The sequence below is a fragment of the Rhizobium sp. WYCCWR10014 genome (assembly GCF_001657485.1).
Classification (GTDB): domain Bacteria; phylum Pseudomonadota; class Alphaproteobacteria; order Rhizobiales; family Rhizobiaceae; genus Rhizobium.
Genome location: NZ_LXFU01000036.1, coordinates 57,795 through 77,131, shown reverse-complemented (window position 1 = coordinate 77,131; position 19,337 = coordinate 57,795). Strand labels below are relative to the sequence as shown.

At 60.9% G+C, this 19,337-nt stretch carries 19 protein-coding genes; 9 read left to right on the top strand and 10 right to left on the bottom strand.

Translation table 11 applies throughout. From position 1 onward, the window contains the following. Positions 1-14: 14 nt before the first annotated feature. Complete coding sequence (locus A6U98_RS16595; RefSeq protein ID WP_064651499.1) at positions 15-719, bottom strand: HAD family hydrolase; 705 nt, start codon at positions 717-719, stop codon at positions 15-17. A gap of 347 nt (positions 720-1,066) precedes the next feature. Here A6U98_RS16595 and A6U98_RS16590 point away from each other — a divergent pair, with 347 nt between their 5' ends. Beyond that, entirely contained in the window at positions 1,067-2,116 is a 1,050-nt protein-coding gene (locus A6U98_RS16590) for an aldo/keto reductase (protein ID WP_064651577.1), read from the top strand. 64 nt (positions 2,117-2,180) lie between these two features. Here the strand turns inward: A6U98_RS16590 and A6U98_RS16585 are convergent, their stop codons facing one another. The 3 genes from A6U98_RS16585 to A6U98_RS16575 all read right to left on the bottom strand — a co-directional run bounded on the left by A6U98_RS16585 (position 2,181) and on the right by A6U98_RS16575 (position 3,798). After that, complete coding sequence (locus A6U98_RS16585) at positions 2,181-2,540, bottom strand: DUF305 domain-containing protein (RefSeq protein WP_064651498.1); 360 nt, start codon at positions 2,538-2,540, stop codon at positions 2,181-2,183. Positions 2,541-2,613: 73 nt separating this feature from the next. Beyond that, entirely contained in the window at positions 2,614-2,979 is a 366-nt protein-coding gene (locus A6U98_RS16580; RefSeq protein WP_064651497.1) for a hypothetical protein, read from the bottom strand. 57 nt (positions 2,980-3,036) lie between these two features. Next, positions 3,037-3,798 (bottom strand): hypothetical protein, encoded by a 762-nt coding sequence (locus A6U98_RS16575; RefSeq protein WP_197496398.1) that lies wholly within the window; start codon positions 3,796-3,798, stop codon positions 3,037-3,039. 130 nt (positions 3,799-3,928) lie between these two features. Here A6U98_RS16575 and hisS point away from each other — a divergent pair, with 130 nt between their 5' ends. The 3 genes from hisS to hisG all read left to right on the top strand — a co-directional run bounded on the left by hisS (position 3,929) and on the right by hisG (position 7,440). Beyond that, complete coding sequence (gene hisS / locus A6U98_RS16570) at positions 3,929-5,449, top strand: histidine--tRNA ligase (protein ID WP_064651495.1); 1,521 nt, start codon at positions 3,929-3,931, stop codon at positions 5,447-5,449. Positions 5,450-5,626: 177 nt separating this feature from the next. Next, the gene (locus A6U98_RS16565; RefSeq protein ID WP_064651494.1) at positions 5,627-6,748 is read left to right on the top strand and encodes an ATP phosphoribosyltransferase regulatory subunit; all 1,122 of its coding nucleotides are present in this window, start codon (positions 5,627-5,629) and stop codon (positions 6,746-6,748) included. Continuing rightward, positions 6,745-7,440 carry an ATP phosphoribosyltransferase gene (gene hisG / locus A6U98_RS16560; protein WP_029872589.1) on the top strand — a complete coding sequence of 232 codons (696 nt, stop codon included), beginning with the start codon at positions 6,745-6,747 and terminating at the stop codon, positions 7,438-7,440. The genes A6U98_RS16565 and hisG overlap by 4 nt, the downstream gene beginning before the upstream one ends. 81 nt (positions 7,441-7,521) lie before the next feature. Here the strand turns inward: hisG and A6U98_RS16555 are convergent, their stop codons facing one another. Then, on the bottom strand, positions 7,522-7,935 hold the full coding sequence (locus A6U98_RS16555; protein WP_029872590.1) for a DoxX family protein: 414 nt from the start codon (positions 7,933-7,935) through the stop codon (positions 7,522-7,524). A gap of 314 nt (positions 7,936-8,249) precedes the next feature. On the opposite strand from A6U98_RS16555, the gene A6U98_RS16550 reads away from it, so the two are divergent. Next, positions 8,250-8,960 carry a glutathione binding-like protein gene (locus A6U98_RS16550; protein WP_064651493.1) on the top strand — a complete coding sequence of 237 codons (711 nt, stop codon included), beginning with the start codon at positions 8,250-8,252 and terminating at the stop codon, positions 8,958-8,960. A 74-nt stretch (positions 8,961-9,034) separates the two neighbouring features. Here A6U98_RS16550 and A6U98_RS16545 read toward each other — a convergent pair whose 3' ends face one another. From A6U98_RS16545 to groES, 3 genes are all read right to left on the bottom strand, one after another. Then, positions 9,035-9,472, bottom strand: coding sequence for a hypothetical protein (locus A6U98_RS16545; RefSeq protein WP_064651492.1), 438 nt, complete (start codon positions 9,470-9,472; stop codon positions 9,035-9,037). 734 nt (positions 9,473-10,206) lie between these two features. After that, complete coding sequence (groL, locus tag A6U98_RS16540) at positions 10,207-11,850, bottom strand: chaperonin GroEL (RefSeq protein ID WP_003545786.1); 1,644 nt, start codon at positions 11,848-11,850, stop codon at positions 10,207-10,209. A 72-nt stretch (positions 11,851-11,922) separates the two neighbouring features. Continuing rightward, a complete protein-coding gene (gene groES / locus A6U98_RS16535; protein WP_003545797.1) occupies positions 11,923-12,219 on the bottom strand; it encodes a co-chaperone GroES in 297 nt (98 codons plus the stop codon). 389 nt (positions 12,220-12,608) lie between these two features. Here groES and A6U98_RS16530 point away from each other — a divergent pair, with 389 nt between their 5' ends. Beyond that, entirely contained in the window at positions 12,609-13,457 is an 849-nt protein-coding gene (locus A6U98_RS16530; RefSeq protein WP_064651491.1) for a TIGR01459 family HAD-type hydrolase, read from the top strand. A gap of 31 nt (positions 13,458-13,488) precedes the next feature. Next, on the top strand, positions 13,489-14,481 hold the full coding sequence (locus A6U98_RS16525) for a bifunctional riboflavin kinase/FAD synthetase (protein WP_064651574.1): 993 nt from the start codon (positions 13,489-13,491) through the stop codon (positions 14,479-14,481). Here the strand turns inward: A6U98_RS16525 and A6U98_RS16520 are convergent. Next, positions 14,470-14,904 carry an RES family NAD+ phosphorylase gene (locus tag A6U98_RS16520; RefSeq protein ID WP_064651490.1) on the bottom strand — a complete coding sequence of 145 codons (435 nt, stop codon included), beginning with the start codon at positions 14,902-14,904 and terminating at the stop codon, positions 14,470-14,472. The genes A6U98_RS16525 and A6U98_RS16520 overlap by 12 nt on opposite strands. Before the next feature lie 3 nt (positions 14,905-14,907). Further along, positions 14,908-15,318, bottom strand: a complete 411-nt coding sequence (locus A6U98_RS16515; protein WP_003545804.1) for an antitoxin Xre/MbcA/ParS toxin-binding domain-containing protein — start codon at positions 15,316-15,318, stop codon at positions 14,908-14,910. Positions 15,319-15,608: 290 nt separating this feature from the next. Here A6U98_RS16515 and ileS point away from each other — a divergent pair, with 290 nt between their 5' ends. Together ileS and A6U98_RS16505 are read left to right on the top strand one after the other, a co-directional pair. Continuing rightward, entirely contained in the window at positions 15,609-18,572 is a 2,964-nt protein-coding gene (gene ileS, locus A6U98_RS16510; RefSeq protein WP_064651489.1) for an isoleucine--tRNA ligase, read from the top strand. A gap of 133 nt (positions 18,573-18,705) precedes the next feature. Then, entirely contained in the window at positions 18,706-19,335 is a 630-nt protein-coding gene (locus A6U98_RS16505) for a hypothetical protein (RefSeq protein WP_028743735.1), read from the top strand. The last annotated feature ends 2 nt before the right edge of the window (positions 19,336-19,337 follow it).

The following is a 19,337-nucleotide window of genomic DNA, read 5'->3' as shown; positions in this document are numbered from 1 at the left end:
AGGTCGCGCCCGGCTTAGCCGAGCCGGTCGATCAGGTCGCGCAATTCGCCGAGGTGGTCGATCTTGCGGAAACGCGGCGCCTCTTTCGGCTCGTCCACATGTTCCAGCACCCAGGTTAGTTCGTGCGGCACGAAAACGCCGTAGCTGCCGGCGGCGATTGCCGGAACGATGTCCGATTTCAGCGAATTGCCGACCATCATCGCCCGCTCCGGCCCGTCGCCGACCTTGGCGAAGATGCGGCGATAGGTGACGGCCGTCTTGTCGGAGACGATCTCGACGGCATCGAAGAAGTCGCCGAGCCCGGATTGCGCAAGCTTGCGCTCCTGGTCGAAGAGATCGCCCTTGGTGATCATGACAAGCAGGTATTTGCCGGTAAGCGCCTCCAGCGTGTCGCGCACATGCGGCATGGTCTCGACGGGATGGGAAAGGAGTTCGCGGCCGGTATCGAGGATCTTGGCGATCACGCTCGCCGGAATCTTGCCCTCGGTGATCTCGATCGCCGTCTCGATCATCGACAGCGTGAAACCCTTGATGCCGAAACCGTAGTGGCGAAGGTTGCGTTTCTCGGCTTCCAGCAGCCGTTCGGAAATCTTCGGTCCTTCGGCGAAATCGGCAAGAAGCCCGGTGAAATGCGCTTCCGTCAGCCGGTAATATTGTTCGTTCTGCCAGAGAGTATCGTCGGCATCGAAGCCGATCGTGGTCAGTGGTCGCGTCGTCATATGCGTACCCTAGAGCATGATGCCGAAAAGTGTGAGCGGTTTTCGGACGACATCATGCTCTCACTATTTAACTTAGAACAGGATTCAGATTTTAGGCCGAACAGGCCTAAAATCATCCTGTTCTGGAAATAAGGCCGGCAATCTATCGGATGCCTGTGTCGAGACAAGGGCATCGCCTCCGCGCAGCCAAGGTACGGCGTTGAAAAGCGCCGCCGCCGCACTACATGGAAATCGCCTCACTTGCAGCCAGCCACGGCTGTGCCTGTCATATGCAGGCCAATAATCAAAAAATGAAGTTCAGCAGTTCGCAAGCCCCTCTTGCGGCAGACACAAAGGAATTTTTCGACATGCGTTACAATCAACTCGGAAATACGGGACTTTTCGTCTCGGAAATTTGCCTGGGCACGATGACCTTCGGCGAAGCCAAACAGGGCAGTATGTGGGGCGCCATCGCCGACGTCGACCAGAATGCCGCCGACCGGATCGTCGAGCGCTCGCTTGCATCAGGCGTCAATTTCATCGACACGGCCGACGTCTATTCATCCGGCGAGTCCGAAAGGCTGCTCGGCCAGGCGCTGAAGAATCTCGACATCCCGCGCAAGGACGTCGTCATCGCCACCAAGGTCTACGGCGTCATGGGCGACAAGCCGAACGACCGCGGCGCCTCGCGCGGCCACATCATGGATTCGGTGGAGGCGAGCCTCAAGCGCCTGCAGACCGATCATATCGACCTCTATCAGATCCACGCGACCGATACGGTGACGCCGATCGAGGAGACGCTGCGCGCTCTTGACGATCTCGTTTCCCGCGGTCTCGTGCGTTATATCGGCGTCTCCAACTGGCAGGCCTGGCGCATTTCCAAGGCGCTTGGCCTCTCCGAACGTCGCGGCTTTGCCCGTTTCGAAACCGTGCAGGCCTATTATTCCATCGCCGGCCGCGATCTCGAACGCGACATCGTGCCGATGATGCAAGAGGAAAAGCTTGGCCTGATGGTCTGGTCGCCGCTCGCCGGCGGTCTGCTCTCCGGCAAGTACAGTCCGGGCGCGCCAGGCAACGGCGAAGGCCGCCGCGCCAGTTTCGATTTCCCGCCCGTTGACAAGGACAAGGCCTGGGCGTGCGTCGCTGTCATGCGCGAAGTCGCCGAAAAGCACGGCGTCAGCGTCGCCACCGTGGCGCTCGCCTATATCCTCGCCAAGCCTTTCGTCACCACAGTCATCATCGGCGCCAAGCGTGTCGACCAGCTCGACCAGAACCTTGCCGCCGTCAAGCTGAAGCTCGATGAAGACGATATGAAGAGGCTCGACGAGGTGAGCGCGCTTGCGCCGGAATATCCGGGCTGGATGCTGGCGCGACAGGGCGCCGGCCGCCGCCCGGCCGATTTCGAGCCGAAGGACTGACCTCGCCAGACATAAGTCTTTGGGAACGCCGGACATCCGGCGTCCCCTTTTCATCAACGATCGATTACTTGCCGTGGGCCTTGAGCCAGGCGTTCATCTCGGCGATCTCGGCTTCCTGCGCCTTGATGACGGCTTCGGCGAGTTTGCGGATATCGGGATCTTTTCCGTATTGCAGCTCGATCCTGGCCATATCGATCGCGCCCTGATGATGCGGGATCATGCCGCGGACGAAATCCGCATCGGCATCGCCGCTATACTCGATCATCATATCCTTGTGCATCTTGGCATTCGCCTCGCTGAAGGCGTGGATTGCCGCATCGTGGTTGCCCATCGGCTTGCTCATGTCCATCGGCTTGTCTTCGGCAAGGACGGGAGTGGCAATGATGGCGAGCATTGCGGTGAAGGCGATGATTTTCAAAGACATGAGAGTTCCTTCCTCTGTCTGACATAGGTCTCCAGGCGGCCAAGCCACGTGATTGGCATGGATAATCGTGGTGTCAGGACAGTCGGGGAGGGGGCGGCTGCGGTGTCGGCTTCTCGTCGTCCAGGGCGCGGGCAAGCGCTGGGGCGGGATAGCCGAAAATGGACTTTTCGCCGTCCATGACCGTCACCGCCGGTGGTAACAGAAGACAGGCGGCGCAAAGCGGCATATGCGCGGACTTGCCGGTGGCGCAAGGGTCTTTTGAGGGATCGGCCTTACCTGCCGCCCCAGGCATGTCCACGCCGTGCATTTCGTGGTGCATGGTGGTTTCGACGGCAACCGGTACATTCATCGACGCGCATGTCGGACAGCCTGCCCATGCGGACATGGCGCCGTAGGCCAGCCAGCCGAGCAACATCGGGATGAGAGCGAGCGTGCGCATGCTGTTTTATAGGCGAAGGCCGGATACAAGCCAAGCCGATTGGCCGTCACATCCTGGTCACCAGGCGGCAATGACCTTGTGCTCGATCCTATAATCCTTGCTCTCTTCGCCGAGCGGCGCAACCGGCCATGTCCAGGCGGCTTTTGCCGGCGGCGGTAAAACGCCGTGCAGCAGGTCGGCCTCTTCATGCGTCTTGCCGTTGCGGTCGATGACGGCATAGGCGATGTCGGTCACCAGGCAGCTGCGGCAGGGAAGGCTCGAAAGCCCGGTCAGATGTGCCGCGATCAGCCTTTCCACCGTGTCTTCAGGCATTCGCCCTGGCTCGGCCTCATGGCGCCGTTTCACGCCGCGACCGATCTGTGACAAGAGGTTGGCGGAAACCACGAAATCGAGATAGGGCACGGCGCGCAGGAAGCCGAGCGGTTCGGGCTCGCGGCCGGCGGCAAGGTCATCATAGCCGGAGAGATCGCGCTCGATCAGCCGGACATTGCGATAGCCTTTGGCGGGCAGCCATAGGCGCACTGAAGCGAGATGAACGAGATCGACCAGAACGACGGTGTCGAAATCTCGCGCCAGCACCTCGATCGGCACATCGCGCAACAGGCCGGAGCCGAGCACGACCGCGGTTCGCTTCTGCCTGAGATCGGACGCTGCCTCCAGGATCGCCTTTCGGCTCATCTCCTCATGTTCGGCCCAATCCGCCGCACAGCGCCCGGCCCGCGACCAGAGATTGACGGAATAGCGGATAAACTTTCGATGCGGCTTGCCGGTCAGCGGCAAGGTCGCGGCATAGAGAAGCGCCTCAGTGATCATGAGCATATCCGCATTTCTGATGGATGCCTTTTCGTTCAATCGATTCTGCCAGCCACATCAAGACCCTTCGCCCTTGCCGCTCCCCGCCCAATCCGCTAGGAAACCGCCACTGTCACAGTCAGTGGAATCCCCGGAAATGAACGACAAGCAGAAGAAACCGCAAAAGCTCAAGGCCCGCCTGCCGCGCGGCTTCGTCGACCGGACGGCCGGCGATATCCGCGCCGTCAACGAGATGACGGCAAAGATCCGGGAAGTCTATGAGCATTATGGTTTCGATCCGCTCGAAACGCCGCTGTTCGAATATACCGATGCGCTCGGCAAGTTCCTGCCTGACAGCGACCGGCCGAACGAGGGCGTCTTCTCGCTGCAGGACGATGACGAGCAATGGATGTCGCTGCGTTACGACCTGACGGCGCCGCTCGCCCGTCATGTCGCCGAGAATTTCAACGAGATCCAGCTGCCCTACCGCACCTATCGCGCCGGTTACGTCTTCCGCAACGAAAAGCCGGGCCCCGGCCGCTTCCGTCAGTTCATGCAGTTCGATGCCGATACCGTCGGTGCGCCTGGCGTTCAGGCCGATGCCGAAATGTGCATGATGATGGCCGATACGCTGGAAGCCCTCGGCATCAAGCGCGGCGATTACCTCATTCGCGTCAATAACCGCAAGGTTCTGGATGGCGTGCTCGAGGCGATCGGCCTCGGCGGCGACGACAAGGCCGGCCAGCGGCTCAACGTGCTGCGCGCCATCGACAAGCTCGACAAGTTCGGCCCGGAGGGCGTGGCCCTGCTGCTCGGTCCTGGCCGCAAGGATGAATCCGGCGACTTCACCAAGGGCGCCGGTCTCGACAAGGAGCAGATCGACAAGGTGCTGTTCTTTGTCGGCATCAAAGACTATGCCGAAAGCGCTGCCCGCCTCGCCCAGCTGGTTGCCGGAACCGCCAGGGGTGGCGAAGGCGTCGAGGAACTGAATTTCATCGGTGCACTCGTCACCAGCGCCGGTTATGGCCCTGACCGCATCAAGATCGACCCCTCCGTCGTCCGCGGCCTCGAATATTATACAGGCCCGGTCTACGAGGCCGAACTGACCTTCGACGTCACCAACGAAAAGGGCGAAAAGGTCGTCTTCGGTTCGGTCGGCGGCGGCGGTCGTTATGACGGCCTCGTCTCCCGCTTCATGGGCCAGCCGGTTCCGGCGACCGGCTTTTCGATCGGCGTCTCCAGGCTGATGACGGCACTCAAAAACCTCGGCAAGCTCGGCGCCAGCGAGGTCATCGAGCCGGTGCTGGTGACCGTCATGGACGGCGATGTCGAGGCGATGGGCCGCTATCAGACGATGACGCAGGAACTGCGCGCCGCCGGCATCCGCGCCGAGATGTTCCAGGGCAACTGGAAGAAGTTCGGCAACCAGCTGAAATATGCCGATCGCCGCGGCTGCCCTGTCGCCATCATCCAGGGCGGCGACGAGCGCGCGACAAGCGTCGTGCAGATCAAGGATCTGATCGAAGGCAAGCGGCTGTCCGGCGAGATCGAGGACAATGCCAGCTGGCGCGAAGCGCGCGTCGCACAGGAGACGGCCCCGGAAGCCGACCTCGTCGCCAAGGTGAAGGAGATCCTTGCTGCGCAGGCCGAGGATCGGAAGCGAGCGGCGAATGCGTAGCAAACCCCTCCCCAACCCCTCCCCACAAGGGGGAGGGGCTTTCCGCAGCGCAGTCCTGCCCAAAACAATTTTTGCCCACGTTCCAACGATTCTGACTTCACTGGATGAGTGCTCCGAGTTAGTCCCTCCCCCCTGTGGGGAGGGGTTGGGGAGGGGACTTTTCCCAGGAGCGACACAATGCCCCTGATCAATCTCCCCGAATTCGCCAACGACCTCATTGCCGAATTCATCGAGCGCAACGCCGAGCGTATCGATACGCCTGTCATTCAGCCGGCCGAACCTTTCCTGGATATCGCCGGCGAGGATCTGCGCCGCCGTATTTTCATGACGGAGAGCGAAACCGGCGCCAGCCTCTGCCTGCGTCCCGAGTTCACCATTCCCGTCTGTCTGCGCCACATCGAGACGGCGACCGGCACGCCGAAGCGCTACGCCTATCTCGGCGAGGTTTTTCGCCAGCGTCGCGACGGCGCCAATGAATTCTATCAGGCCGGCATCGAGGATCTTGGCGATATCGACCTGTCAAACGCCGACGCCCGCGCCATCGGCGATGCCACCGGCATTCTCGCCCGCCTGCTGCCGGGCCGGCGCTTAGCCGTGACATTGGGCGACCAGGCAGTGTTCGAGGCTGTCGTCCAGGCGCTCGGGCTGCCGCTCGGCTGGCAGAAGCGCCTGATCCACGCCTTCGGCAATATGACGCAGCTGGAAGCGCTGCTTGCCAGCCTCGTCAGCCCGCAATTCGTCACCGGGCTGGACGACGATATCGCCAGGCTCGTCGCATCGGGCGACGAGCAGGCGCTGGTCGCCTATCTCGAGCGGGAGATGCAGAAGACCGGCTATTCGACGAATGCCGGCCGCTCGGCTCTGGAGATCGCCCGAAGGCTCAAGGAAAAGCTCATCCTGTCGGAAACGCGCCTGGACGATGCCGCCTTCCATGTGCTGGAAGAGTTCCTGTCGCTCGACGTGCCGCTCGTCAATGCGTCCGCGGCCCTTTCCGGTTTCGCTGATGCTGCCGGGCTGAAACTCGGCAACGCGCTCGCCCGCTTCAATGGCCGCGTTGCAGCGCTTTCCAATGCCGGCGTCGATCTTTCCTGCCTCGACTACCGCGCCGCCTTCGGACGGCCGCTCGACTATTACACAGGCCTCGTCTTCGAGGTGACGGTGGAAGGCTCGACCGCGGTGCTGGCCGGCGGCGGCCGCTTCGATCGGCTCCTGACCTTCCTCGGTGCGACGGACCGCATCCCGGCCGTCGGCTTCTCCTTCTGGCTCGACCGCATCGAAACCGAAAGGGCAGCCGCATGACCATCACCATCGCGCTTCCCTCCAAGGGCCGGATGAAGGAGGACGCTTCGGCGATCTTCGAACGTGCCGGCATGACGATCTCGGCGGTCGGCAACGATCGCTCCTATCGCGGCCGCGTCGAAGGCTGGGACGATGTGGAAATCGCCTTCCTTTCGGCTTCCGAAATCTCCCGTGAAATCGGCAACGGCACCGTCGATTTCGGTGTCACCGGCGAAGATCTGATGCGGGAAGGTTTTGCCGAGGTCGACAAGCGTGTCGAATTCTGCGCCCGGCTCGGCTTCGGCCATGCCGATGTCGTTGTTGCCGTGCCGGAGATCTGGCTCGATGTCGACACCATGGCCGATCTCGTCGATGTCGCCGCCGATTTCCGCGCCCGCCACTCCAGACGCCTTGCCATTGCCACCAAATACTGGCGGTTGACCCAGCAGTTTTTTTCGAGCCAGCACGGCATCCAGCTTTATCGCATCGTCGAAAGCCTGGGCGCCACCGAGGGCGCTCCCGCCGCCGGCTCGGCCGATATCATCGTCGATATCACCTCCACCGGCTCGACGCTGCGCGCCAACCACCTGAAGGTGCTCCAGGACGGCGTCATCCTGCATTCGCAGGCCTGCCTCGTGCGCGCCCGCAAGGAAAGCCATGCCGGCGAACCCGCTGTGCAGGCCATCATCGAGGCGGTGCGCGCCGCCCTCTGATATCCCGGCTGCCAAGGCATAAGAAAACCCGCCGTCGGATGACGGCGGGTATTTCTGTTTCTGGGAGGATGTCTGCTGGTGTCAGGCAGTTGCGTAAGCGCCGCGGCGGGCGTCGAGCGAGTAGGCGCCGGCACCGACGGTGGCGAGCAGTATGTACGCGCCGGCCAGCGTGATATTCTTCATGACCATGATCTGGTTGAGAATGTTCACGAGTTCCGTGCCACTCGCGTAGGGCAGGTGGAAGGCAATGCCCGTGAAGACACAGAAGGCGGCGAGCAGCCAGCCGGCAATACGGACCTGGAAGCCTGTGAGAACCGCAAGGCCGGCCAGCAGTTCGAAAAGGCCTGCGACATAGGCCAGCAGGGTTGCTGCCGGCAGGCCGGCACCGGCGATCATGCCCGCAGTACCGGCAGGATCGGTGAGCTTCATGAAGCCGGAAAGGATGAACATGAAAGACAGAAGAATGCGGGCAATCAGGATGATGACGTTGGACATGGATGTTGTCTCCGTTTCAAGGACTTTGGAGATCTTGGTGCCCCGGCACCGGTTCGACCTCGGATGCCTCTATGTCGCTCTTTTCTTGCGTTGTGGAAAGATAAACGAAAGGGGACACTTCGTTCACTAATATGGAACGATCTCCAAAGCGCGTCGCGTTCGACCGGATTCATGCGACGCGCCTAGATCTTTGTTGTCATGCATGTCGTTTTCCCAAAACCGCTGCGCACTTTTGGGCGACATGCATTGGCCGTCCCCCGCTTGCCTTTGCCGAGCCCGGTCTTTTATGGTCGGCGCCCAACATGGAGAATCCGATGGCAGATCTTTCCGCATTTCCGATCACGACACGCTGGCCGGCGAAGAATCCCGATATCATCCAGCTCTATTCCCTGCAGACGCCGAATGGGGTGAAGGTCTCCGTCGCCCTCGAAGAGCTCGGTCTCGCCTATGAGCCGCATTATATTTCCTTCGCCGCCAACGAGCAGAAGTCGCCGGAATTCGAATCTCTCAATCCGAACGGCCGCATTCCGGCAATCATCGATCCGAACGGTCCGGACGGGAAGCCGATCGGCCTTTTTGAATCCGGCGCCATCCTGCTTTATCTCGCCGAAAAAACCGGCAAGCTCATCCCTGCCGATGCCGCCGGCCGCTACGAAACCATCCAATGGGTGTTTTTCCAGATGGCGGGCATCGGCCCGATGTTCGGCCAGTTCGGCCATTTCCACAAATTCGCCGCCGATAAGGTCGCCAACAATTCCTACCCGGTGGAGCGTTATCGCGATGAATCCAAACGGCTGCTCGGCGTGCTCGAAGGTCGGCTGAAGGGTCGTCAGTGGATCATGGGCGATCAGTATACGATCGCCGACATCACCACCTTCACCTGGGTTCGCGGCGCCGATATCTTCTATGGCGGCCGCGAGGTGCTCGAATATGCGAAATTTCCCGCCATCTCGGATTGGCTGGAGCGCTGCATCGCCCGTCCGGCAAGTGCCAGGGGCCTCAACATCCCGGTCAAGCCGGAGTAACGGACGGATCGCCGGAATGTAGAAAGGCCGCCCTCGAAGACGTCGGGGGCGGCCGTTGATTTGCTCTTCCAGCCTTATCGCCGGCTTGTGATCTGCCTCGCGCCTTCCAGCTTGAAGCGCGGAAAGATGAAGACGCCGACCATGCTGCCGCTGTATTTCTGCTCAAGCCCGTTCGACTCACCCATGCAGAACAACGGCTGACGAAAGCCGTTGGGCATGATGATCGTCGTCGAATAACAGAAGGAGGAGCAGCGCGTCGCCGCCTGTTCAAACAGCTCCAATATGTGGCTGCGGTCCTTGGCATCATAGCAGCGGATCAGGCTGAGCAGTCCGCATTCCTGTGCGGCGAGGCCGTGCAGCATCGCGCCCCACTCGCCGAGATGGAGCATGCCGCTCGAAAAATCTCCAGTCCAGGCTTCGGAAACGGAAAACTGCGCCAACATTTGATTGGCGTCATCAAACGAGCCGGGCGTCAAAGGTACGGCTGCATTGGCTCTGGCGATCTTAAACAAGGCGTTCTCCCGTTCGGATGCGGCTCTTCCGCCGCACGCTCGGCAAACACAAAGAAACAGGATCACGCAGCAGCGGGCATGATGCTCGCGCTTCGGCGATTATTGCCACGGCCATCTGGCCTCCGTAACCGGAGCCCTTCGAAGCCGAACGTTCACGTATCGTCTTCCGCGCTCCGGCCTCGTCTATTGGCGAAAAATTATCGCCGGGCGCGCTTTAATTGCAGCGCGGATTTATAGGAGCTTTTGGACAAACGGCAACGGCTTTTTAAGGGGTATTCGCAGTCGCCTCCTTTCCCGCGGTGTCCGTATTTGCGTGCGATTTTGTGAGAAACAGCATCGGAAGATCGTCCTTGAGAGCTTTGGAAGCGTTTTCACTCCGCGTGAGCCCGGAAATCTTGCCATAACGCAGTGATCTCTCGCATGTCGGTCGGTTGAGAAAGACGCGGGGCAACGCAAGCCTGGCGCAAGCTTCGCGCCCAGGGGCTGCAACAGGGAGCCAGACAAACGTTTCGTCGGCTATGCCAATCAGTGTGCCGCGCCTCGAATCGCATTGGGCAAAAGAAAAGGGCGACCCGAGGGCCGCCCTTCCTATTTCCGGATGCCGGAATGGTCGTCAGTGATGGCTTTTGCCGATCACATCATGTCCATTCCGCCAGTTCAGCGCGCTTGACGCGCTGAACCATCTTAGATGATGGGCGGATTCATGAACGATGCTGTGAAAGGCCGTTGGCCTATCACATCATGTCCATACCGCCCATGCCGCCCATTCCGCCCGGCATGCCGCCGCCAGCCGATTCTTTCTTCGGCAGTTCGGCAATCATGGCTTCGGTGGTGATCAGCAGCGATGCGACAGAAGCAGCGTTCTGCAGCGCCGTGCGAACGACCTTGAGCGGGTCGACGATACCCATGGCGATCATGTCGCCATATTCGGACGTCTGGGCGTTGTAGCCGAAGTTGTCTTCGTTCTTGTCGAGGACCTTGCCGACAACGATCGAGGCTTCGTCGCCTGCGTTTTCAGCGATCTGACGAACGAGCGACTGCAGGGCGCGGCGAACGATGTTGATGCCGGCTTCCTGGTCGTCGTTTGCACCCTTGACGGTGATCTTCGTGGAGGAGCGGAGCAGAGCGATACCGCCGCCGGGGACGATGCCTTCCTGAACGGCAGCGCGCGTCGCGTTGAGCGCGTCGTCGATGCGGTCCTTCTTTTCCTTCACTTCGACTTCCGTCGAGCCGCCAACGCGGATGACGGCAACGCCGCCAGCGAGCTTGGCAAGACGTTCCTGCAGCTTCTCGCGGTCGTAGTCGGAGGTGGTTTCTTCGATCTGGGCCTTGATCTGGGCAACGCGGCCTTCGATGTCGGTCTTGGCGCCCGAACCGTCGACGATCGTGGTGTTTTCCTTGGAGATCGAAACCTTCTTGGCACGGCCGAGCATGTCGAGCGTGACGGATTCGAGCTTGATGCCGAGGTCTTCGGAGATGACAGTGCCGCCCGTCAGGATGGCGATGTCTTCGAGCATGGCCTTGCGGCGGTCGCCGAAGCCAGGAGCCTTGACGGCAGCAATCTTCAGGCCGCCGCGCAGCTTGTTGACGACGAGCGTTGCGAGGGCTTCGCCTTCGACGTCTTCAGCAACGATGAGGAGCGGCTTGCCGGTCTGAACGACAGCTTCGAGAACCGGGAGCATCGACTGCAGGTTCGAGAGCTTCTTCTCGTGAAGGAGAATGAAGACGTCTTCGAGGTCTGCGATCATCTTTTCCGGGTTGGTCACGAAGTAGGGGCTGAGGTAGCCGCGGTCGAACTGCATGCCTTCGACGACTTCGAGTTCGGTTTCGGCGGTCTTGGCTTCTTCAACCGTGATGACGCCTTCGTTGCCGACCTTCTGCATGGCTTCAGCAATGTCGAGACCGACCTGCTTGTCGCCATTGGCGGAAATCGTACCGACCTGCGCAACTTCTTCCGAAGTCGAGATCTTCTTGGCCTTGGCCTGGAGATCCTTCACGACGTCGGCGACAGCGAGGTCGATGCCGCGCTTCAGATCCATCGGGTTCATGCCGGCTGCAACGGCCTTGTTGCCTTCGCGAACGATCGCCTGGGCAAGAACGGTTGCAGTCGTGGTGCCGTCGCCGGCGATGTCGTTGGTCTTCGAAGCAACTTCGCGGACCATCTGGGCGCCCATGTTCTCGAACTTGTCTTCGAGTTCGATTTCCTTGGCGACCGAAACGCCGTCCTTGGTGATGCGCGGCGCGCCGAAGGACTTGTCGATGATGACGTTACGGCCCTTCGGGCCGAGCGTTACCTTGACTGCATCGGCGAGAATGTCGACGCCGCGCAGCATCTTTTCGCGCGCGGTGCGGCCAAACTTGATTTCTTTAGATGCCATATTCTTAACTCCTGAATTCGAGTTGTTCGGGCAAAAGGCCCGTCAGCCATTTCGGGAAAGCAGGTCGGCCGATCAGCCGATGATGCCCATGATGTCGGCTTCCTTCATGATCAGAAGGTCTTCGCCGTCGATCTTGACTTCGGTGCCGGACCACTTGCCGAACAGGATGCGGTCGCCAGCCTTGACGTCGAGTGCGACGACCTTGCCGGACTCATCGCGCGCGCCGGAGCCGACGGCGACGATTTCGCCTTCCTGCGGCTTTTCCTTGGCGGTATCGGGAATGATGATGCCGCCCTTGGTCTTGGCTTCGGACTCAACGCGGCGAACAACGACGCGGTCGTGAAGGGGGCGGAAGTTGGTGCTTGCCATTGTCTAATCCCTCGATCGAATGACATTCGCGGACCGGAGTGGCCCACATGGATAGATGTTAGCACTCCCTTGCGGTGAGTGCTAGCGACGAGCATTTAGGGATGGCTCCCGGAGGAGTCAATGAGAGCAATCACGAATTTTTGTGCCGGAATTGTGAAGAGACCGGAGAATAGTCGGAGATCGCGGCCGAAACCCGGGCGCAGGCGAACTTTGCCGAACTTGTCCGCCGTCGGCGATCTGCCGCTTCAGGATAATCGTCAAAACCCTCTGCCGCTCCGCCGGATCGCCGTTCGAGCTCTACGCATTGGCCCGGCGGCGAAGAAAATGCCTTGCCATCGTCTTACGCCTTTGCAATGTCACCGGTGACTGAAGCAAATCGGGAAATCGGAATGGCCAAGCGGATAGAAAACTTCTCGGAGATATCAGGTCGCTATGATGTGGTGCTCTGCGATGTCTGGGGCGTCGTTCACAACGGCGTCGATCCGTTCCCGAAGGCGGCCGCAGCCCTTGAAGCGGCACGCGAAAGCGGCGTCGCCGTCGTCCTCATCACCAATTCGCCGCGCCTTTCCTGGCAGGTGGTCGAGCAACTGCGCCAGATCGGCGTTCCCGACAGCGCCTATGACAGGATCGTCACCTCTGGCGACGTCACGCGCGGCTTGATCGCCGAAGGGCCAAAGACCGTCTTCCTGCTCGGCCCCGAGCGCGACAAGGCGCTTCTCGAAGGCATTGGCGTCGAGCGCCGGCCGGCGGGCGAAGCGCAATCGCTGGTCTGCACCGGCTTTTTCGACGACGAGACGGAGAAGCCGGAGGATTACACCGACATGCTTCTCGATTTCAAAGCCCGCGACGTGCCGATGATCTGCGCCAATCCCGACCTCATCGTCGAGCGCGGCCATCGCATCATCCCCTGCGCCGGCGCCATGGCCGCCTATTACGAGCAGCTTGGCGGCAGCACCCGCATCGCCGGCAAGCCGCACCGGCCGATCTACGAGGCGACGCTGGCCGCTGCCCGCGAGCTTCGCGGCGATTTCCCGGTCGAGCGCGTGCTGGCGATCGGCGACGGCATGCCGACCGATGTGCGCGGCGCCTTGAATTACGGCCTCGACCTTCTCTACATCAGCGGCGGTATCCACGCTAAGGAATATACTCTCAACGGCGAGACCGACGAGGCGATCCTCAACGCCTATCTCGAACGGGAAAACGCCGCGCCGAAGTGGTGGATGCCCCGCCTTGCATGAAGACACGCCTTGCATGAAGAGAAGCCAGCCGATGACCGTCTTCCACCGCAATGAAACCCGGGAACCCTTGCCCGCCCATCTGAAGGGCGGCGTCATTGCCATCGGCAATTTCGACGGCGTGCACCGCGGCCACCAGTCGGTGTTGAACCGCGCGCTCGAAATCTCCAAGGCGCGCGGTATCCCCGCTCTGGTGCTGACCTTCGAGCCGCATCCGCGTACGGTCTTCCGGCCGCAGACACCGGTCTTCCGGCTGACGCCGGCGCCCCTGAAGGCCCGTATCCTGGAAACGTTGGGCTTCAGCGCGGTCATCGAATATCCCTTCGACTACGAATTCTCGCAGCGCTCGGCCGATGATTTCATCCATTCGATCCTGAAGGATTGGCTCGGCGCCTCCGAAGTCGTCACCGGCTTCGATTTCCATTTTGGCCGCGGCCGCGAGGGCGGTCCGGCCTTCCTGATGAATGCCGGCCATACCTACGGCTTCGGCGTCACCCTGATCGATGCCTTCCGCGACGAAAACGCCGATGTCGTCTCTTCGAGCCATATCCGCGCGCTCCTGAAGGAGGGCAGCGTCAGCGAAGTCGCTGGCATGCTGGGTTACCGCTATACGGTGGAAGCCGAGGTGATCGATGGCGAAAAGCTCGGCCGGCAGCTGGGTTTTCCCACGGCCAACATGCGCCTGCCGCCGGAGGTCGATCTTGCCGCCGGCATCTACGCCGTCCGCTTCCGCCGCCAGGACGGCACGCTCCACGATGCCGTCGCAAGCTACGGCCGCCGCCCGACGGTGACGGAAAACGGCGCGCCGCTGCTCGAAACCTATCTTTTCGATTTCAGCGGCGATCTCTACGGTGAGCTATGCTCCGTCTCCTTCTTCGGCTATCTCCGCCCCGAGCTGAAATTCGACGGCCTCGATCCGCTCGTCGCGCAGATCAAACGCGATGAGGAAGAGGCGAGGGCACTGCTTGCCGGCGTTACGCCGCTCGGTGCGCTTGATCGGAAACTGTGCTTTTCCTCAGCGCAATAGCCGGCTGTCGAAAGGATAGCGGATCGTTTTTTCGATTGTCAGACGCGACGCGTCCGGATGACGTGGGTTGATAAGAATATTCGCAGCCTCTGGCATGATCGCCGATGGGACGCGCAGGAGACAGAAATCATTGTCTTCCAGTAATTTGCTGCCACGGTCGCGCGTCAGGCTGCTCTGGTTGATCGCGGCAGGATCGATCCCGATATCGAAGACTTCGATGTCGTCCGGGCAATGGATTTTCAGGAGCTGAAAATCCCTCGGAATTTGATGCAGATCGACCTGTACCAGAATTTCGAGGAGCGCAGTCGACGGGTGATCACAGCAATAGACGACGGTAATTCCCTGATGATGCCATCGTCCCGGCGCAAGCAGCCCGCCGCGTCCGGAAAGATCGGCGTAATTCGAGATACGCCATAAGATCATCGCCTAGACGTAAATCCCGTGGTCGATCTGGTGCAGGGCCTGCTCGACGAGGCGGGCGCCGGTTTCCGATTCCAGCAGATCGATCGGCGCGATGCCGTCCATTCCGCGATTGGGCTTGCGCAGCCAATCGAACGCAACGGCTCCGTCGCCGAAAATGCGCTTAGCCATCTCCGCAATCCGCACGATACGCAATGCGCCGTCGTTTTCCTCGACCGTCAGCGGCTCGCCGTTTGCATTGCGTCTCGCCAGAGTTCGGCGCGGTGCGACGAAACGATATATTTCCTCCACGGAAAAGCCGAGCTCCGTCAATTTCAATGCCATCGCTCCGTCATAAACCTGGACGGAGCCGTGCGAAGCGATCTCGAGGCGCTCACGTATGGTCATCGATTCTGATGTCTGAAGAAAACCGAGCATTGCCAACCTCTGTGCCACTTGCCCCAATATATATGCGCATTTGGCGCCATCTTCAATTGCTTCCGTTGTGGCAAGCCGGCCTCTTCCTTTTCCCGGCAAAAACGCCTATGAACCGGCGCGATGACCAAATATCGGCTGGCAATGATGATGCGAATTATCGGCCCGGCCTTCCGCGCGCGCTAAGCGGCCGGAAGGTCCGGGTTTTTGGCGCTTGGATACGAGCGCTTCCGTCACCAGCTATTTCACGCCCGTTGCGCCCTTTCCGGGCCGCCAGAAAACGATTGTCAGACATGACCGACACAGCCGAAAAGATCGACTATTCGAAGACCCTCTATTTGCCCGAGACCGATTTCCCCATGCGCGCTGGCCTGCCGCAGAAGGAACCGGAACTCGTCAAGCGCTGGCAGGAGATGGGTCTCTACAAGAAACTGCGCGCCTCTGCCGCCGGCCGCGAGAAATTCGTCCTTCACGACGGCCCGCCCTATGCCAATGGCAACATCCATATCGGCCACGCGCTGAACAAGATCCTCAAGGACGTCATCAACCGCTCGTTCCAGATGCGCGGCTACGACGCCAATTACGTGCCCGGCTGGGATTGCCACGGCCTGCCGATCGAATGGAAGATCGAGGAAAAGTACCGCGAAAAGGGCAAGAACAAGGACGAGGTCCCGGTCAACGAATTCCGCCGGGAATGCCGTGAATTTGCCGCCGGCTGGATCAAGGTTCAGGCGGAAGAATTCAAGCGTCTCGGCATCGAGGGTGACTTCGACAATCCCTATACGACGATGAACTTCCACGCGGAATCGCGCATCGCCGGCGAACTCCTGAAGATCGCCGCAAGCGGTCAGCTTTATCGCGGCTCCAAGCCGATCATGTGGTCGGTCGTCGAGCGCACCGCGCTGGCCGAGGCAGAAGTCGAATACCAGGACTATGAGAGCGATACGATCTGGGTGAAATTCCCGGTAGTGGATGGTCCTGCTCCCGTCGATCTACTGGTAACAAAGGGTAAGCCGGCTCCGATTGAAGACATCCCTATGTCTCCGAATTCGCTTGCTGACGATCATGCCTCAGTTGTCATCTGGACGACGACGCCTTGGACGATCCCTGGCAACCGTGCGATCTCCTATTCCTCACGCGTTTCCTATGGCCTTTATGAGGTCGCGGCCGCGGAGAATGATTTTGGCCCACGCCCTGGCGAGAAGCTGATCTTTGCCGATAAGCTGGCCGAGGAATCCTTTGCCAAAGCAAAGCTGCAGTACAAGCGCCTGCGCGATGTTTCCGTGGACGAACTCGCCGTTATCACTTGTGCCCATCCCTTCAAGGGTCTCGACGGCGGCTATGAATTCCTCGTGCCGCTGCTCGATGGCGACCACGTCACCGATGACGCCGGCACCGGCTTCGTCCACACAGCACCCAGCCACGGTCGCGAAGACTTTGATGCCTGGATGTCGGCGGTCCGCACACTCGAGGCCCGTGGCATCGAGACCAAGATCCCGTTCCCGGTCGACGACGGCGGCTTCTACACATCAGACGCCCCCGGCTTCGAGGGCGCCCGCGTCATCGACGACAACGGCAAGAAGGGCGATGCCAACGACCGCGTCATCAGGGAACTGATCGCCCGCGGCGCGCTCTTTGCCCGCGGCCGGCTGAAGCACCAGTATCCACATTCCTGGCGCTCGAAGAAGCCGGTCATCTTCCGCAACACGCCGCAATGGTTCGTCTATATGGACAAGACCCTTGCCGATGGCACGACGCTGCGTTCGCGCGCGCTCAGTGCAATCGACGACACCCGCTTCGTGCCCGCCGCCGGCCAGAACCGCCTGCGCGCCATGATCGAGGGCCGTCCGGACTGGGTGCTCTCGCGCCAGCGCGCCTGGGGCGTGCCGATCGCCGTCTTCGCCGACGATGAGGGCGAAGTCCTCGTCGATGAAGCCGTCAACGCCCGCATCCTCGAAGCCTTTGAACACGAGGGCGCCGACGCCTGGTTTGCTGAAGGCGCCAAGGAGCGTTTCCTCGGCAATGACCACGACCATTCCCGCTGGACCCAGGTCATGGATATCCTCGACGTCTGGTTCGACTCTGGCTCGACGCACACCTTCACGCTCGAAGACCGTCCGGACCTGAAGTGGCCGGCTGATCTTTATCTCGAGGGTTCCGACCAGCATCGCGGCTGGTTCCATTCGTCGCTGCTGGAATCGGCTGCCACCCGCGGCCGCGCGCCTTACGACGCCGTCCTCACCCATGGTTTCACCATGGACGAGAAGGGCGAGAAGATGTCGAAGTCGAAGGGCAACGTCACAGCGCCACAGGAAGTGATGAAGGATGCCGGCGCCGATATCCTGCGCCTCTGGGTGATGACCTCGGATTATGCCGACGACCTGCGCGTCGGCAAGACGATCATCCAGACCAATGTCGACGCCTATCGCAAGCTGCGAAACACCATCCGCTGGATGCTCGGCACGCTCGCCCATGACAAGGGCGAGGAGATCGCGCTTTCCGATCTGCCGGAATTGGAGCAGCTGATGCTGCATCGGTTGGCCGAACTCGACGAGCTGGTGCGCGAGAACTACGATGCCTTCGACTTCAAGAAGATCGCCCGCGCGCTGATCGATTTCGCCAATGTCGAGCTTTCGGCCTTCTATTTCGATGTCCGCAAGGATGCGCTCTATTGCGACGCGCCGTCGAGTCTCCGCCGGCGCGCCAGCCTGCACGTCATCCGCCAGATCTTCGATTGCATGGTGACATGGCTTGCCCCGATGCTGCCCTTCACCACCGAGGAAGCCTGGCTGTCGCGCAACCCGTCCGCCGTTTCCGTGCATCTGGAGCAGTTTGCCCCGGTCGCAACGGAATGGCGCAACGATGCCCTGGCCGAGAAGTGGAAGAAGATCCGCGCCGTGCGTTCGGTTGTAACCGGCGCCCTGGAAGTCGAGCGCAAGGACAAGCGCATCGGCTCCTCGCTGGAAGCGGCTCCGCTTGTCCATATCGCCGATCCGGAACTGATGAAGGCGCTGGAAGGCCAGGACTTCACCGAGGTCTGCATCACCTCGGCAATCGAGATCAAGGCCGGCGAAGGCCCGGCGGATGCTTTCCGCCTTGCCGAGGTGCCGCAGGTCAGCGTCGTGCCGAAGCTTGCCGAAGGTGAAAAATGCGCTCGGTCATGGCGCATCACCAGGGATGTCGGTTCCGATCCCGAATATCCCGATGTTTCGGCCCGCGACGCTGCTGCCCTTCGCGAACTTGCCGCGCTCAAGTGAAGAATATTGCCGGATGAATTGCGCTTTCGCGGTTCATCCGGTAAAAGCTGCCTGAAAATGGCCGGATTTTTGCGTCAGGGGGACGGTTGTCCGGTTGGGCGACGATTGCACCGGCAGGGCTGGAAGGGTTTTCATGTTAGCAACGCATTGGTTCCGTATGGGCGCCTGCCTGTCTGTTGTAGTGGCGGGATGCTCCCTGGTGTCCGGTTGTGCCAGCAGCCCGACCTACGGCACCGACAAGACCGCCATGGAACAGCTGACCGACGATCTCGGCCAGTCCGTGTCTTTGACCGGCCCGGACCCGAAGAACAAGGGCGTCAAGTACACGCCGCGCCCGACGCTGGTGCTGCCGGCACAGGCTCAGAAAGAGACCCTCGTTGCGCCGCAGCAGACGGTCGCCAACAAGGACAATCCGCAATGGCTTGAATCGCCGGAGGAGACGCGTGCTCGCCTCGTTTCGGAAGCCGACGCGAATTCGGACAATCCGAATTACCGCTCGCCGCTCGCCAGCTCTGCGATCGAAGGCGGCCGGCGCACGACGGAAGCCCAGACCAAGGCCTATCGTGAAGCCCGTGCCCTGCAGAAGGGCTCCTATGTCGATCAGCGCCGCTATATATCCGATCCGCCGCCCGGCTACCGCACTGTCGACGATCCGGCAAAGCTCGATGATGTCGGCGAGCCCGAGCTCAAGAAGCAGAAGAAGCGTAAGAAGGATGCAGCTGTCGCCAACACCGGCAAGCAGTGGTGGAACCTCCTGCAATAGCT

Coding starts and splice junctions, on each gene's coding strand:
- hisG (WP_029872589.1), top strand. CDS start 6,745: ATGACCATCACCATCGCGCTTCCCTCCAAGGGCCGGATGAAGGAGGAC.
- A6U98_RS16590 (WP_064651577.1), top strand. CDS start 1,067: ATGCGTTACAATCAACTCGGAAATACGGGACTTTTCGTCTCGGAAATT.
- A6U98_RS16595 (WP_064651499.1), bottom strand. CDS start 719: ATGACGACGCGACCACTGACCACGATCGGCTTCGATGCCGACGATACT.
- hisS (WP_064651495.1), top strand. CDS start 3,929: ATGAACGACAAGCAGAAGAAACCGCAAAAGCTCAAGGCCCGCCTGCCG.
- A6U98_RS16550 (WP_064651493.1), top strand. CDS start 8,250: ATGGCAGATCTTTCCGCATTTCCGATCACGACACGCTGGCCGGCGAAG.
- groL (WP_003545786.1), bottom strand. CDS start 11,850: ATGGCATCTAAAGAAATCAAGTTTGGCCGCACCGCGCGCGAAAAGATG.
- A6U98_RS16505 (WP_028743735.1), top strand. CDS start 18,706: ATGTTAGCAACGCATTGGTTCCGTATGGGCGCCTGCCTGTCTGTTGTA.
- A6U98_RS16525 (WP_064651574.1), top strand. CDS start 13,489: ATGACCGTCTTCCACCGCAATGAAACCCGGGAACCCTTGCCCGCCCAT.
- A6U98_RS16585 (WP_064651498.1), bottom strand. CDS start 2,540: ATGTCTTTGAAAATCATCGCCTTCACCGCAATGCTCGCCATCATTGCC.
- A6U98_RS16580 (WP_064651497.1), bottom strand. CDS start 2,979: ATGCGCACGCTCGCTCTCATCCCGATGTTGCTCGGCTGGCTGGCCTAC.
- groES (WP_003545797.1), bottom strand. CDS start 12,219: ATGGCAAGCACCAACTTCCGCCCCCTTCACGACCGCGTCGTTGTTCGC.
- A6U98_RS16515 (WP_003545804.1), bottom strand. CDS start 15,318: ATGCTCGGTTTTCTTCAGACATCAGAATCGATGACCATACGTGAGCGC.
- A6U98_RS16530 (WP_064651491.1), top strand. CDS start 12,609: ATGGCCAAGCGGATAGAAAACTTCTCGGAGATATCAGGTCGCTATGAT.
- A6U98_RS16575 (WP_197496398.1), bottom strand. CDS start 3,798: ATGCTCATGATCACTGAGGCGCTTCTCTATGCCGCGACCTTGCCGCTG.
- A6U98_RS16565 (WP_064651494.1), top strand. CDS start 5,627: ATGCCCCTGATCAATCTCCCCGAATTCGCCAACGACCTCATTGCCGAA.
- A6U98_RS16555 (WP_029872590.1), bottom strand. CDS start 7,935: ATGTCCAACGTCATCATCCTGATTGCCCGCATTCTTCTGTCTTTCATG.
- ileS (WP_064651489.1), top strand. CDS start 15,609: ATGACCGACACAGCCGAAAAGATCGACTATTCGAAGACCCTCTATTTG.
- A6U98_RS16520 (WP_064651490.1), bottom strand. CDS start 14,904: ATGATCTTATGGCGTATCTCGAATTACGCCGATCTTTCCGGACGCGGC.